Consider the following 14845-nt stretch of genomic DNA (forward strand, 5'->3'; position numbering starts at 1 on the left):
TACACCCTCTGACTTATTTTTTTTCCCGGAAGACACCATCTTCTATCATAAATACTTTATCACATCTGTCAATAAGTCGGGTATCATGAGTGACCATTATGATTGCTTTATTTTTTTCCTTGGATTCTTTCGCTAAAATATCTACGACTTCTACTGCTTTTTCTGAATCCAAACTAGCTGTTGGCTCATCTGCCAAAATAATTGAAGGATCGTTATATAGCGCTCGAGCAATTGCCACTCTTTGTCGTTCCCCACCCGAAAGATCTTCTGGATACTTATTAAGGAGTTTATCCACACCAAGTTGTTGGAATAATTCTTTCGCCTCCTCTTGTCGATTTTCATGCTTGATCTTATCGACCAATACTAATTGTTTTTTGACGGTCAAAAATGGAACTAGATTGGAAGCTTGAAGAATAAATCCAATTTCCTTGAACCGTAATTTTACTCGTTTTTTCTCCGGTTGTTCACTAAAATCTTCTCCATTGATTTTGACAGTTCCTTTATTTGGTGTCTGTAAACCGCCTGCAATCGTTAAGAAGGTACTCTTTCCAGAACCAGATGGTCCAATGATTGCGACAAACTCCCCTTTATTAACACTGACATTTGTTTTTTTCAATGCTTGAACGGTTTGATCACCATCTTTAAAACTTTTTTCAACATCTATAAATTCAATTGCTTTCATTTCCCATTCTCCTTTCTATCCGATTGCTTTTAATGGATCAATTTTTACGATCGTTCTAACAGAGAAGAGAGCCCCTAAAATAGCAACGATCAACATCATCACACTAATCACACCGAAAAACAACCAGTTACTTTGGAACGGGACAGCATCTGGTAGAACAAGTGAAGTAACGAATGTTCCAAACAATCCAAGAGCAACACCGAAAAATGAAAGTAAGAACGTTTGTGCAACTACTGAACGTGCAATAAATCCACCAGTCACTCCTTGGGCTTTCAGTACACCAAAAATATTGATTTTTTGCATAGTCAATACATAGATGAAAATACCGATCACGATCGCTGCAATTACGATCAAGAAGCCAATCATGAAACCAAATGTCAATACTTGTGCATTGTATCCTGGTAGTTCATTGATGAATGTCGAAATACTGATTTTCTCTAAATCATCCGGTAAACTCTCCACATCTCCTCGCACGACCACTGCATTGATACGAGCGTTATCAGTTGCGTCCTGTTTCTCAAACCGTATCTCTTGGTACGCATTGATCGTTGTATAAACGACAGGAGAGACATTGAATTTGGCATTCTCCGTAAATCCAGTCAATTTAAATGTCTTGTCACTTCCTGATAATTTGATCGTATCTCCAATGTCCAAGCCATATTCTTCTTTTAAACTGATATCACCGACTGCTTCATCGTTTGACTGGAATTCTTCTCCTTCCACGATATTCGGCATGATGAATTGGTTTTGATCGATTCCAAAAAAACTAACATTGACTTTATCAGCATCTGGACGATCTGGACTCGTGACTACTCCAGGTGTTTGAGCTAAATAAGCTACTTGATCACCTTTCACTTCTTCTGCCATCTTTTTCGTGATCATCGACATCCCTAAGTTTGTATTGGCGTCTTTTGATAAAACAATGGTATCTGCCTCCCATTTATCTACAGCAGTTCGATTGTCTTGTGCCAACCCATAGGCTAATCCTGTCAAAAAAAAGACAAGGTACGCAATTAGAAACATGACGCCTGTCACTAAGGCATAGCGTAATTTTGAATGAATGATTTCATTTAATGCTAAAAACATAAAATTCCCCCTAAAAATTTATCAACTGATAAATATATCTTATCACTTGATAAATTTTTAGAGGAATAATCTGCTCAGAATAATCAATAAAAGAGAAAACAATTGAGTTGATCACATTCAATAAGGAATATTTCAATCGTTTGTTTACATATTCCACCAAAAAAGTAAGATTAAAATCCCGATTCTTTTAACTTTGGCAATAGATAATCTTTCGCCTGTAAGATCTGACTTTCATAATCCTGATCCTGACCACTCCACATTTCAATCAAGAATGGCCCTTCATAATTTACACGTTTCAATGTTTTAAATAATCCAGAAAAATCCACACAACCTTGACCGAACGGAACGTCTCTGAACTTACCTTTACTACTTGCTGTTACGGGTTGCGTATCTTTTAGGTGGATCGAAGTAATATATTCGATGCCTTGTTCAAGTTCAATCGCCACATTATTTTCTGGCCACGCTGATAGATTTCCTAAGTCAGGATACACTTGTAAATAAGGAGAAGGGAGTTGTTTTTTTATCTCCATGAATTTACGAATGGAATTCATAAATGGGTCATCCATGACTTCAATCGACAAGATTATCCCAAACTGTGCTGCCTCCTTGATACTGGCACGCAATCCTCTGATAAATGCTTCTCTTGTCTCTATTGATTTTTTTTCATAGTATACATCGTATCCCGCCACTTGTATGATCCTGATGCCTAACCGATACGCAAGTTGTATTGCCTTTTTCATCATACATAAGGCTTTTTCTTGTTTTTTGATATCTACTGAGCCGAATGGAAAACGCCGATGTCCACTCAAACAAAGGGAATGGATAGCAATCCCCGAAGACGCAATCGCTTCCTTTAACTCAGCGATTTGTTCATTCGTCCAATCTAAACGAGCCAATCGTTCCTCGCTTTCGTCAATCGATAATTCCAGAAAATCAAACCCCAATTCTTTTACTGCATCTAACCGCTCTTGCCACGACCATCCGCTAGGTAGTGCCTTTTCATAAAGTCCGATTCTCGCCATCTCATTCTCCCCACAGTCGCTTGATCTCATTTTGGAATGCTTGGGCTTGTATGATCGGATCTGCACATGCCGTCAATCCTCGACCGACAATAAAATGAAAGATCGGCATCCCTTGGAACAAGGCTAACGTTGAAATTGACAGCCCACCAGTTACTGATACTTGAAAACCTAAATCGATCAATTGTTGGACGAGCTTCAGATCCTTTTCTCCCCAAACTTCCCCAGCTAACAAAGCATCCCTACTCTGGTGATAGACGACTTGAGAAATCCCAATTTCTTGCCATTTTTTTGCTTGTTCCATCGTCCATTCTCCGTATAATTCTACTTGAAGCGCTTTGACTTTCTTTTGTGCGGCTTGCATGGTAGCAAGGGAGGCACAGCAGATCACTGTCATAAAATCTGCCCCAGCCTGCGCGACATTCCCAGCCACAGTTTCTCCTGCGTCGGCGCATTTTGTATCCGCAACGATCGTTTTTTCTGGAAACATTTTTCTCATACATTCGATTGGTTTGCTTCCTTCTTGAAGACAAAGAATGGTGCCTACTTCGATCACATCGACGATTTCTCCAATTTTTTTCACATCTGCCAACGCAGACGCTAACGTGTTATGATCCAGAGCAATTTGTAATTTTGGTCGTTTCATCTAATTCTCCTTTGATTTCAATTCTTTGTACAATGTTGTTTCTTTGAATTTCTCACAGATCTCAGTAGGTGACATCACATTTTTGATCCCCACGACCGTCACACCTCGCTCAATTGCTTGCATGAACATCGGCATAAAATTGAGTGGCGTAAAGACAACATCATATTGACTTGCCGAACTTTTACCTTCAGAGATCGGGCAATGATGGATTTTACTCACTATAATATTTAATTCTCTCATTGCCTTTTCTACACTACGCATCATCATTAAACTTGTACCAGAACCATTGGCACATGAAACTAAAATTCTCATTTACTTTCCCTCCTATTAATTACTGTCTCCAAACTTCTCTTTATATTTTTGATAATCCTCAACAATCAAAAAATATCCTTCTGGATTTTTTCGATATTGTAGTTGCGGAATTAGCAACAAACCGACGACTACTAGTGCAACACCTACATAACCAAAAAATTTCATCAAAACAGTAAAGATTGGCCAAGCAGTCGCCCAATCAAACATCCCAATGTATCCTCCGTAACTAGACAACCCGATCCATGTCGCAAAGATTGCAGAACCACCGACTTGGATCAGTCCAGATAAGAAAGGGAACAAACATGCTGCCTTGAACCCACCACGATTATTAGAGAACACAGCGATGACCGCATTATCAAAAAATAGTGGGATAAATCCAGCGATCACGATCGTTGGTGATCGGAAGACGATCAATAAGATGATCATCAAGAATTGTCCTAATGCCCCAAATAAAAATCCGATCGTGACTGCATTTGGTGATCCGAAGCCAAAAGTTGCAGCCACATCGATACCTGGCACAGCTCCTGGTAAAATAGTATTTGAGATTCCTTGGAAAGATTGTGTCAACTCGTCCACAAAGGTCCGGACACCAAGTTGTAAAATAGCTAAATACACAGCAAAGTTCAAAGAAGTGGTCAGTACGTAGAATACAAAACTTTGTCCTGCCACCATAAATTCTGCCTCAATCAAATACTCCTGTCCTAATACTAATAAGATGATGCCAAAGAAGAACAGCATCAATAACGAAGTCGCCACCATATTTTCGTTGAAAATGGATAAGAACCCCGGAAGCTCCATATCTTCAAGCTTCTTATCGGCTTTTCTATTCCCCCTTTTTTTACGACTACTCTTTTGCCACCACTTCGCTAAGGTAGAAAATAGGTACACCCCAAACATCTGTTGGTGCGCAATCGCAAAACCAGCTCCGTCTGTCAATTCTTGTGTCACACCAACAGTTAAATTAGAAGCAACTGCCCAGTAACACCCTAAAATGATTCCCATAAATACTAATACTTCTACTCTTCCTAATTCAGGAAAACAGAAAAGTAAGATCCAAAAAGCTGTGGCTGCTTGCTGGATCTGGACATTTCCTGTCGTAAAAACAGCTCGCAACTTCGTATATTTTTGGAAACGAACTAACAGGATATTCAACACAAATGCAATCAATAATAAAATCATCACATCACTGAATGTTCGCCCAAAAGTCTCCATCAATCCTGCATCTACAGCATTTTGACCAAAGTAGGGATCAGTCACCATCGCCTCAAGATCAAAACGATCCTTTAAACCAACTAAGATCGGTCGGAAATTGTTCACCAATCCACCTGAACCAACAGCTAAAATCAGATAACCTACAGTGGCTTTCAAAAATCCAGCTATACATTCGTATAATGGTCGGCCAAGAAGTACATACCCTAATAAAACGATCGAACCGATCAAATAAGCCGGCTGTGTTAAAATATTTGTCGCAAAATACGTCCATATCTCCATCAAGATAGCTCCCATATTTTTCCGTTACCAAAAACCAGAACAAATCATCAAACGATGCTAGATATCATAGTTTTCATGTAAACGGACTCCCTCCCTTACATCGTATTTTTTAGTTGATAATTTATCTTTTATATCTATTTGCTTTGTACCGAATGGTCCTCGCTGACCATACTTATCAAGCAAAAGACTGCTTCTACCTATATTGGCTCATATTTCTCCATGACCATTTGATAATCTTCGATTGTTTCTGTCGCAAGCAATTCTTCGATCAACCCGTCTTGCATCAGTAATTCTGATAATGATTGAATATTTTCTAGGTGTTGCTTTGGCTCTTTGGCTGCTAAGGTGAAGAAAAGGCTGGCAGACTTTGTCCCTTCCTCAAAAGGAACTGGCACGTTCATTTTGGTAAATGAAATCGTCGTATCAAAAACATGTGAGCCACCTTGCATGGCATGAGGCATCGCAACGTGTGGGGCGATCAGGATATATGCCCCATGTTCTTCGACATTGCGGATCATTTCTTCTACATATACATGATCAATGATTCTTTTTTCTAATAAGTGACGACTGCTCTCCTCGATTGCTACTCGCCAATCATTTATCGTAGTTTCCACATAATTGACTAAGTCATTCTCATAGAAATATCTCAACATATTTACAAACAGTATCAAGCAGGCAATCCTTTGTTTGACAATAGCGCATTCTCATCCAGAGATGTCTTTGTCTTACGTTCACTTGCTTTGATACGTTCTCCCTCCTCGCTTTTGTTTTTGTTAAAAAATTCTCAGTTCAGCTGATTTATTGTCATATATCTCTTGGCTCCTACAAAAATGATGGAAACGGCGTATCATTTTCTTGGGTGAAGACGTCATGGAAGCCTCGATCGAAATTGAATGCCAAGTCTTGTCTGTTATCTGGGTACGTATACTTCCCCCCTACTTGCCAAATATAAGGGGAAAACTGATAAGCCAATCGATCTTTTTTCATGCGCCATAATTGAGTGATCTCGTTAGGATCAGCCATAAAATTTGACCAAATATCATAATGGACCGGAATCACCACTTGAGCTCTTAACGATTCTGCCATTCTCAACAAATCACTGGCGGTCATCTTATCAGTGATACCACGCGGATTTTCACCATATGCACCTAGACAAACATCGATTTGATGTTCATTGCCATGTTTGGCAAAGAGGTTGGAATAATGAGAATCACCTGCATGGTAGATCGTCCCTCCGGATGTTTTGAAAAGATAATTGACAGCGATCGTATCCATTTCTTGTGGTAACTGATCTTTTAATTGCACATTAGGATCATCATGTGTGATCAATGCCGTCCGATCAAAGGCTTCCAACGCAACGATCTCTATTTCATTGATCAAAGCGATATCACCGGGTTTGACTACTTGGGTCTTTTCTTTTGGTATCCCCCAAGAGAGCCATGTTTCCACTACTGCTTTGGGTCCAATAAATAGCGCCTGCGGACAATTTTGATGAACAGCTGCGGCAGTGTGGATATCCAGATGATCAGAATGGATATGTGTTACCACTAATGCATCCACATTTTTGATTGCAAATGGATCGATCACAAAAGGTTGTGTCCGTAAATTCGGTTGCATCTTTTCTGTACCGCTCATACGCATCATCTGGTGGCCTTTTTTCATCTGTCCATTCCCGTGTGTTCGTTTTCCTGTCCCACACCATAAGTCACAAAGGATATTTGTACCTTCATGTGTCTTCAGCCATATACCCGTACATCCTAGCCACCATATAGATACGCTTTTTTCTTTTACTTGTTCCATTTCGATTTCTTCGTTCAGATAGGTTCCCCATTCTGGAAAGGTCGAACGCAGCCAACCTTCTTTTGTTACTTCTGTTATATTCATGTGCCATCCTCCTCTTTATTAGGTATATACAAATGATAAAGCGCTATCAAAATGATTGGAATAGCTTTATATGACTGTTATTACTTTATGTGATCGTTTCCATTTTTTTATGCTCGTTTAGCTATAATTAGTCATATAGAGAAAAAATTGATTGAAAAGGAAGGATAACAATGAAAAATTCTCTGTTGACGATTAAAAAAAGACGTAATGAAATTCTTGATCTATTACAAAGGCACACACAAATGACCACGATTGAACTGTCTGAAAAGCTTCACGTATCACTCAGCACCATTCGTCGAGACCTTAGATTTTTAGAAGAAAAAAATGAGATTATTCGTGAACATGGCTATTGCCTTTTCAATTATGACAATCAAACAAATTTTGATCTTTCAGGACCAACGTGGATCAAACATCAAATCGCTCGTTGTGCCAGTCAATATATTGGAGACTATGCCACAGTATTTATCAATTCAAGTTCCACTGCCTTAGCTGCACTAGATTATTTAGAATCGAATCATGTCACCGTCGTAACGAATAATCTAAAGGTTGTTTCTTCTGTCAGACAAGGAAATTATACGTATATTCTCACTGGTGGCGAGTTACGCGTACCAAAAGAAGTTTTGGTAGGAGATATTGCCGCTCGCACATTGGCAGATATGAATGCAGACGTCTGTATTATTGGATGTAGCGGAGTAGATTTAGAAAATGGTGTGACAACAAAAATTTTAAACGAGTCTAAAATCAACGAATGGATGATCAAAAAGAGTATCAAATGTCGTATCCTTGTTGCAGACCATCGTAAGATTGGCCGGACTTCACAGTTTAAGATTGCTGATGTCTCAGCCTTTGATTACTTGATCACTGATCAGCATTGTTCACCTAAACTTGCCAAAAAAATCGAACAATTAGGTGTCACTGTTATTCGAGTAAGTTTGTAAAAAAAAAAAAGAAAATTTCGTCAAAGTTGCTAACAGATAAAAAACAGATATCATTCGGTTTTCTTCTTTTAGTCACGTATTCAAAGCGTGACTATACTGTTGCATAGCAGTAACTCTTCATTCGGTTATATAAAATAAAACAGATTATTTGCCTGTTTTAAAAACAAGGCGTAGTATAAAAATGTAAACGCTGACAAAAGCAATATTATTTATTGATCGATATTAAGAAAGAGGGTTTGTTTTATGGAAATGATTTATCAAGCTGGCTCACAAGAAGGGCAAATCAGTTTTATCAATACAGAAGACTTAGAAATGGCAGCAGCTCAAGTGATTCCTACTGGCGGATACGGTTATATCAGTAGTGGTGCTGGAGATCTCTTTACGTATAAAGAAAACGTGCAATCATTCAATCATCAATTGATTATTCCTCATGTTTTAAAAGACGTCGAAATTCCAGATACAACGACTTATTTTGACCAAGAAACATTGACTGCGCCAATCATCATGGCGCCTATTGCAGCTCATGGTTTAGCTCATACACATGCAGAAAAAGCTTCAGCAAAAGGAGTTGCCGATTTTCATACGATTTATACAGCGAGTTCTTACGCTTCATGCACATTAGAAGAAATCCGCGAGGCCGGTGGGCCAGACGCACCACAATGGTTCCAGTTTTACATGAGTAAAGACAATGGGATCAATTTAGATATTCTAGAGATGGCCAAACGTAATGGCGCAAAAGCAATCGTTTTGACAGCTGATGCAACCGTTGGTGGGAATCGAGAAACAGACCTTCGCAATGGTTTCACTTTTCCTTTGCCAATGCCGATCGTTCAAGCCTATCAATCAGGGGTTGGACAAACGATGGACGCAGTTTATAAGTCCTCAAAACAAAAGTTAAGTCCAAAAGATGTGGAATTTATTGCTACTCATTCTGACTTACCCGTTTATGTTAAAGGTGTGCAATCAGAAGACGATGTTTATCGTTCATTAGATGCGGGGGCAAATGGCATCTGGGTATCGAATCATGGCGGTCGTCAATTAGATGGTGGGCCAGCAGCCTTTGATTCTTTGAAATATGTAGCAGAAGCCGTCGATAAACGTGTCCCTATCGTCTTTGATAGTGGTGTTCGTCGTGGTCAGCATGTCTTTAAAGCAATTGCTTCTGGTGCCGATCTAGTCGCAATCGGTCGCCCTGCTATCTATGGTTTAGCTCTTGGTGGAAGTACTGGCATCCAACAAGTATTCGACTTCTTCAAAAAAGAACTAGAAATGGTGATGCAATTAGCTGGAACCCAAACCGTCGAAGATATCAAAAATGTGACATTACGGGAAAATCGTTTCTACTAAATCAAAAAAAACTTAAATAGAAATGACAGCTATAATCTTAGCCAATCGACACTCTTAAAACCGAATAAACAGTCAGAAAAAGTAACTCCTTCAGAAATAAGCCAGAAGCCCCAGAAATTGATACAAATTTCGGGTCTTCTGGCTTATTTAGCGGTATTGGATACTGTTATCATGCTCGCTACTTTTATAAAAAACTAAGTATACCTCTCACTATAAATGTTGTTAGATGGATTATCTAAATATACGCTTCGCCCTTTGCAAACAACGTTGCTTCGCCACTGATCATCACGCGTTCACCTAGCCACTCGCAAGTCAAGAACCCGCCTCTGGCAGAAAGTTGTTGAGCAACCAAGTCATCCTTTCCAAGCTTTTGTGCCCAATAAGGAATCAAATTCGCATGTGCCGAGCCACATACTGGATCTTCATTGATCGTTAGTTTTGGGAAAAAGGTCCTAGAAACAAAATCTTGGTTCTTTCCTTCGGCTGTGACGATCACGCCGATCCCTTCTTCTAATTCCCTCATTGCAGTATAATCAGGCATCAGATTTGCCACTGTCTCTTCGTCTTCTAAAACAAAAAACAAGTCCCTTGCTAGATAAGCCTCTTTTATGTTTGCACCAAGCACTTGCTCGTATTCTGGTAATATAGCGATCGATTGCGGTAATATACTTGGAAAATCCATCGCATATTCCCCCTTTTTTTGTGTGACAAATAGGTGACCACTTTGCGTTGAAAATGAAATCGTGGATTCACTGATGCCATAGAAATGGAACAATACAAATGCAGTTGCTAAAGTCGCATGACCACATAAGTCGATTTCACGATCAGGAGTAAACCATCGTAACTCATAGCCCTTCTCTTTTTTTACGGTAAAGGCGGTTTCGGATAGGTTATTTTCGATGGCGATTTTTTGCATAGTATCATCAGGTAACCATTCTTCTAACACAAAGACCGCAGCAGGATTTCCTTTAAACACTTCATTAGTGAAAGCGTCAACTATATAATAGGGTAAATTCATTTATAGACTACTCCTTTACTTTTTGATAAATATATTCGGCACAACATAAATCTTCTACTGCTAAGCCAACCGCATCAAAGATCGTGATCACTCGTTCTTCTGTACGCCCTGTTTTCTGATGGGTGACTAATTCACCTAGAGAACCGAGAATGTTTGTCTGATCAATTTTTCCTTCTGACAAGGGGATCAAATAGTCGCCACTTTCCCTTTTGACCGCTTGGTAATCATCTACATACAGTTGCCCAGATGCCATCAAATCACTTGTTAATTCACGGGTATCTGGTGTAAATGTTCCGATTGCATTGATATGTGCGCCAGATTTAACCTCTTTTTTTGATAAAAAAGCATACTTACTAGGTGTTAAAGTACAGATAATATCTGCTTCCATAGTCGCGTCAGCCAATGTCGGACAATCAATAAAACGCAGTTTTGGATAATTATTTTGCTGTTCTAGAATAAATTGTTTTCGTCGTGTTTCATCTAAATCATAGACAAACACACGGTGAATCTTTCGGACACAGGTAATTGCGGCTAGATGTGAAACCGCCTGTTGCCCTGTTCCAATCAATGTGAGTGTATCTGCTGATGACTTTGCTAGGTAATCCGTGGCTAATGCTGAAACTGCTGCTGTCCGTATCCAAGTCACGGCATTCGCATCGATCATCGCGACGGGTTGTCCGTTTTTTGAATCGAAGAGTATGATTTCACCTAAATGTGAAGGTAGCTTTTGTTTGTGATTGTTGGGAAAAGCCGTGATGATTTTTGAACCAAAGTACCGGTTCCTTCCCAAATAAGCGGGCATCATCGCAAAGATATTTTGTTCCTCTCCATCTGGTAATTGTTGGACCATTCGCTTCTCTTGAGAAATCTTCCCCATTTGAAAATCTTCAAAACACTGTTCTATTACTTTGATTGCTTCTGTAAAACTAAAATGAGTGATTACTTCATGATTATCGATGATTTGCATATTTCCCCTCCTTTTTTTCTATCCTAGCGTTCGAAAACAATACATTCAATGATATAATTGTATGGAATACAATTTTTTGAAAGAAGGAACGAGCATGTCGATCAATTCTTATGAGAACTATCCACTGACTTGGCGTCCAGATAAAAAAAAGTTACATCGCCCGATTTATCAATCACTTATCACGCAGCTAGAAGCTGATATTTTATCCAATAAATTACAAAAAAATACAAGGTTGCCTTCCCAAAGAGAACTCGCTGATTTCTTAGACATCAATTTCACAACGGTTGGTCAAGCCTATAAATTGGGACTAGAAAAAGGGTTACTTTATACAAGTATCGGGAGTGGGACGTTTGTGTCCCCCAATGCGTTTACCTCCATCACTATTTCTTCTGATCAAGTACCTGATCATGTCATTGATTTTGGGTTAGTCAGTTCATTTGATGAATGCAACGAAATGATCACTCCTTTTATTCAATCTGTTTCACAAAATCATGCGACTAACGGACTTCTTAGCTACCGTGAACCTTTAGGGACAACCTATCAATTGACGATTGCTAAAAATTGGTTGGAAACACAAGGTGTCTATGCTTCAAGGGAACAAATCGCTATTGTTTCAGGTGTCCAAAATGGCTTGGCGATCACACTAGCTGCTTTGTTTTCTCCAGGAGATCGTTTGGCTGTCGATCGCTATACTTATTCGAATTTCATTGAGCTTGCTCACCTTTACCATATGGAAATCGTGCCGATTGATTTTGATATGGAGGGTATGCTTCCCGAATTGCTTGAACAAGAATGTCGGAAAAAAGAAATCCACGGGATTTTTCTGATGCCTTCTTGTAACAACCCCATTGGTTTTCAACTATCTGCAAAACGGAGGCAACAGCTAAAAGAAGTCATTGCAAAGCAACAATTGATCGTGATCGAAGACGACATCCATTCTTTTTTGACTACCTATAATCAAAAAAGAACACTACCTTCATTCCAGCAATTACTTCCTGAACAAACCATTTATCTTGCTGGAATGACCAAGTTTATCTGTGCAGGCTTGCGTGTTGCTTTTCTAGTATTTCCCGAAAAGTACAAACAAAAGATCCAACAGGCAATTTTCAACATTAATGTCAAAACCTCGAGTTTAGAGGCTGAGATTGTCACACAAATCTTATGCTCAGAAACCGCACAGGACATACTCGAAACAAAATCCAACTATACAAAACAAGCAAATGAACGATTCGATACACTTTTCAACTTGCCACGACCGACCAATCCACTTCCTTTTTATCGAAATCTCCCTGTTCGAAATGATCTGTCCCCAGAAACGATCAAACAAGCTTTTTTAAATAAAGGGATTCGTGTCTATCATTCACATCGTTTTACGACCCAACCGCAGCATGATCCTTTTATTCGAATTGCTTTATCCTCTAATCCTTTGGAAGTATTAACGAAAGGGCTTGAAATCGTCAAAAAAGAAATCGTGTACTTTCAACGATGACTTATCACATAAAATCAAAATGATGCAACTCATTCTTTTTGTTTTAACTGCTCGAACCCATCGAGGAGGAACCTATTTTTGATCATAGGTTCCTCCTTTTTTCTTTTTTCATATAAATAAAATTTATCATAACTACCTATTTTGACTATAGCCCTGAGCGAACCCTATACTTCGTATGTATTAAAACTTAGGAGGAATCATTCATGCTAACAGGGTTAAACTTACTAAATAATCCATTTTTAAATAAAGGAACTGCTTTTACAAAAGAAGAACGTAAAAAATACGGAATTGCCGGAATGCTTCCTAGCACAGTCCAAACATTAGAACAACAATCTGTGCAAGCATATGGCCAATACCTAAGCAAACAAACTGATTTAGAAAAACGTATTTTCTTAATGAACTTATTCAATACAAACCGCACACTTTTCTATAAATTGATGGGACAACATTTAGTAGAATTTATGCCAGTAGTATATGATCCAGTAGTCGCAGATGCCATCGAACAATACAATGAAATTTTCTTAAAACCACAAGATGCTGCATTTCTTTCGATCGACGAACCAGAATTGATCAAAGAAAGCTTGAAAAATGCCGCAGCTGGTCGTGATATCCGTTTGATCGTTGTCACAGATGCAGAAGGAATCCTTGGTATGGGTGACTGGGGAGTCAATGGTGTTGACATCGCGATCGGAAAACTAATGGTTTATACAGCTGCTGCTGGTATCAATCCAGCGCAAGTATTACCTGTATCGATCGATGCTGGTACAAACAATGAAGAATTATTGAATAATCCGTTATATCTAGGAAACAAACATGCGCGTGTCGAAGGTGATTCTTACTATGAATTCATCGACCAATTTGTATCATCCGCTACAGAACTATTTCCTGAACTATTGTTACACTGGGAAGACTTTGGTCGTGGCAATGCCGCAACGATCTTAGAAAAATATGAAGACAAAATCACAACATTCAATGATGACATCCAAGGAACAGGAATCGTCGTACTAGCTGGTGTACTCGGCGGATTGAATATTTCTGGTGAAGCCTTGAAAGATCAAACAATCCTAACATTTGGAGCTGGAACAGCTGGAGTCGGTATCGCTAATATCTTATTAGATGAAATGATCCGTCAAGGTGTGCCGGAAGAGGAAGCACGTAAACACTTCTATCAAGTGGATAAACAAGGACTATTATTCGAAGATACTGAAGGCTTGACGCCTGGACAAATTCCTTTTGCACGTAAACGTTCAGAATTTGCTAATAGTGAAGAATTGACTAATTTAGAAGCAGTTGTCAAAGCAATTCACCCCACAATCATGATCGGTACATCTACTCAACCAGGAGCATTCACAGAAGAAATCGTCAAAGAAATCGCTAGCCATACACCACGACCAATCATCATGCCTTTGTCTAACCCAACAAAATTAGCAGAAGCAAAAGCTAAAGATTTGATTGAATGGACAGATGGAAAAGCATTAGTTGGAACAGGTATCCCTGCGGATGATGTGGAATACAATGGCGTGACTTATCAAATCGGACAAGCAAACAACGCATTGATGTATCCAGGATTAGGACTTGGTTTGATTGCTTCAACAGCTACTCGTGTGAACGCTGAGATCATCTCACAAGCAAGTCGAGCATTAGGTGGGATCGTTGATGTCACAAAACCAGGGGCAGCTATTTTACCACCTGTTGCAAGAATCACTGAATTCTCACAAACGATTGCTGAAACAGTCGCTCAATCCGTCGTGGATCAACAATTGAATCGTGAAGAAATCACTGACATCAAAGCAGCTGTCGAAGCAGCTAAATGGGTGCCTGAATATCAAGATTTAGAAGCTTAACTCACGCTCGTCTCTTTTACAACAACTCGTTACTAAAACAGTTCTGAGCACAACGAGACTTAAAGTAAAAAATACGCATGATAAACATCGAAGCCTTGGATCATTCGTTCACCGAGAAATAG

Annotated in this window: 14 protein-coding genes; 4 read left to right on the top strand and 10 right to left on the bottom strand. The window is 39.2% G+C overall.

Going from position 1 to position 14845, the window contains the following annotated elements:
* Positions 1-13: 13 nt before the first annotated feature.
* From I2F89_RS09555 to ulaG, 8 genes are all read right to left on the bottom strand, one after another.
* Complete coding sequence (locus tag I2F89_RS09555) at positions 14-682, bottom strand: ABC transporter ATP-binding protein (protein WP_195514263.1); 669 nt, start codon at positions 680-682, stop codon at positions 14-16.
* Between the two features lie 15 nt (positions 683-697).
* Positions 698-1768, bottom strand: coding sequence for an ABC transporter permease (locus I2F89_RS09560; protein ID WP_071867313.1), 1071 nt, complete (start codon positions 1766-1768; stop codon positions 698-700).
* A 170-nt stretch (positions 1769-1938) separates the two neighbouring features.
* The gene (locus tag I2F89_RS09565) at positions 1939-2790 is read right to left on the bottom strand and encodes an L-ribulose-5-phosphate 3-epimerase (protein WP_071867312.1); all 852 of its coding nucleotides are present in this window, start codon (positions 2788-2790) and stop codon (positions 1939-1941) included.
* Position 2791: 1 nt separating this feature from the next.
* Positions 2792-3433: a 3-keto-L-gulonate-6-phosphate decarboxylase UlaD gene (locus I2F89_RS09570; protein ID WP_142433266.1), complete on the bottom strand. Its 642-nt coding sequence runs from the start codon at positions 3431-3433 to the stop codon at positions 2792-2794.
* Complete coding sequence (locus I2F89_RS09575; protein WP_142433265.1) at positions 3434-3745, bottom strand: PTS sugar transporter subunit IIB; 312 nt, start codon at positions 3743-3745, stop codon at positions 3434-3436.
* Between the two features lie 15 nt (positions 3746-3760).
* On the bottom strand, positions 3761-5251 hold the full coding sequence (locus tag I2F89_RS09580; protein WP_115358075.1) for a PTS ascorbate transporter subunit IIC: 1491 nt from the start codon (positions 5249-5251) through the stop codon (positions 3761-3763).
* Between the two features lie 182 nt (positions 5252-5433).
* Positions 5434-5889: a PTS sugar transporter subunit IIA gene (locus I2F89_RS09585; protein WP_071867309.1), complete on the bottom strand. Its 456-nt coding sequence runs from the start codon at positions 5887-5889 to the stop codon at positions 5434-5436.
* Between the two features lie 169 nt (positions 5890-6058).
* Positions 6059-7120, bottom strand: coding sequence for an L-ascorbate 6-phosphate lactonase (gene ulaG, locus I2F89_RS09590; RefSeq protein WP_195514264.1), 1062 nt, complete (start codon positions 7118-7120; stop codon positions 6059-6061).
* A 170-nt stretch (positions 7121-7290) separates the two neighbouring features.
* Here ulaG and I2F89_RS09595 point away from each other — a divergent pair, with 170 nt between their 5' ends.
* Positions 7291-8058, top strand: coding sequence for a DeoR/GlpR family DNA-binding transcription regulator (locus I2F89_RS09595; protein ID WP_074800274.1), 768 nt, complete (start codon positions 7291-7293; stop codon positions 8056-8058).
* Between the two features lie 243 nt (positions 8059-8301).
* Positions 8302-9405 (top strand): alpha-hydroxy-acid oxidizing protein, encoded by a 1104-nt coding sequence (locus I2F89_RS09600; protein ID WP_115358076.1) that lies wholly within the window; start codon positions 8302-8304, stop codon positions 9403-9405.
* A gap of 235 nt (positions 9406-9640) precedes the next feature.
* Here I2F89_RS09600 and I2F89_RS09605 read toward each other — a convergent pair whose 3' ends face one another.
* Together I2F89_RS09605 and I2F89_RS09610 are read right to left on the bottom strand one after the other, a co-directional pair.
* Complete coding sequence (locus tag I2F89_RS09605; protein ID WP_071867305.1) at positions 9641-10423, bottom strand: PhzF family phenazine biosynthesis protein; 783 nt, start codon at positions 10421-10423, stop codon at positions 9641-9643.
* 7 nt (positions 10424-10430) lie between these two features.
* On the bottom strand, positions 10431-11390 hold the full coding sequence (locus I2F89_RS09610) for an ornithine cyclodeaminase family protein (RefSeq protein WP_195514265.1): 960 nt from the start codon (positions 11388-11390) through the stop codon (positions 10431-10433).
* Between the two features lie 94 nt (positions 11391-11484).
* On the opposite strand from I2F89_RS09610, the gene I2F89_RS09615 reads away from it, so the two are divergent.
* The gene (locus I2F89_RS09615; RefSeq protein ID WP_195514283.1) at positions 11485-12879 is read left to right on the top strand and encodes a PLP-dependent aminotransferase family protein; all 1395 of its coding nucleotides are present in this window, start codon (positions 11485-11487) and stop codon (positions 12877-12879) included.
* A gap of 203 nt (positions 12880-13082) precedes the next feature.
* Positions 13083-14723, top strand: a complete 1641-nt coding sequence (locus I2F89_RS09620; RefSeq protein ID WP_071867302.1) for a malolactic enzyme — start codon at positions 13083-13085, stop codon at positions 14721-14723.
* Positions 14724-14845: the final 122 nt, after the last annotated feature.

This window comes from Enterococcus sp. 1001283B150225_161107_E12 (assembly GCF_015556925.1).
GTDB lineage: Bacteria > Bacillota > Bacilli > Lactobacillales > Enterococcaceae > Enterococcus_B > Enterococcus_B mundtii.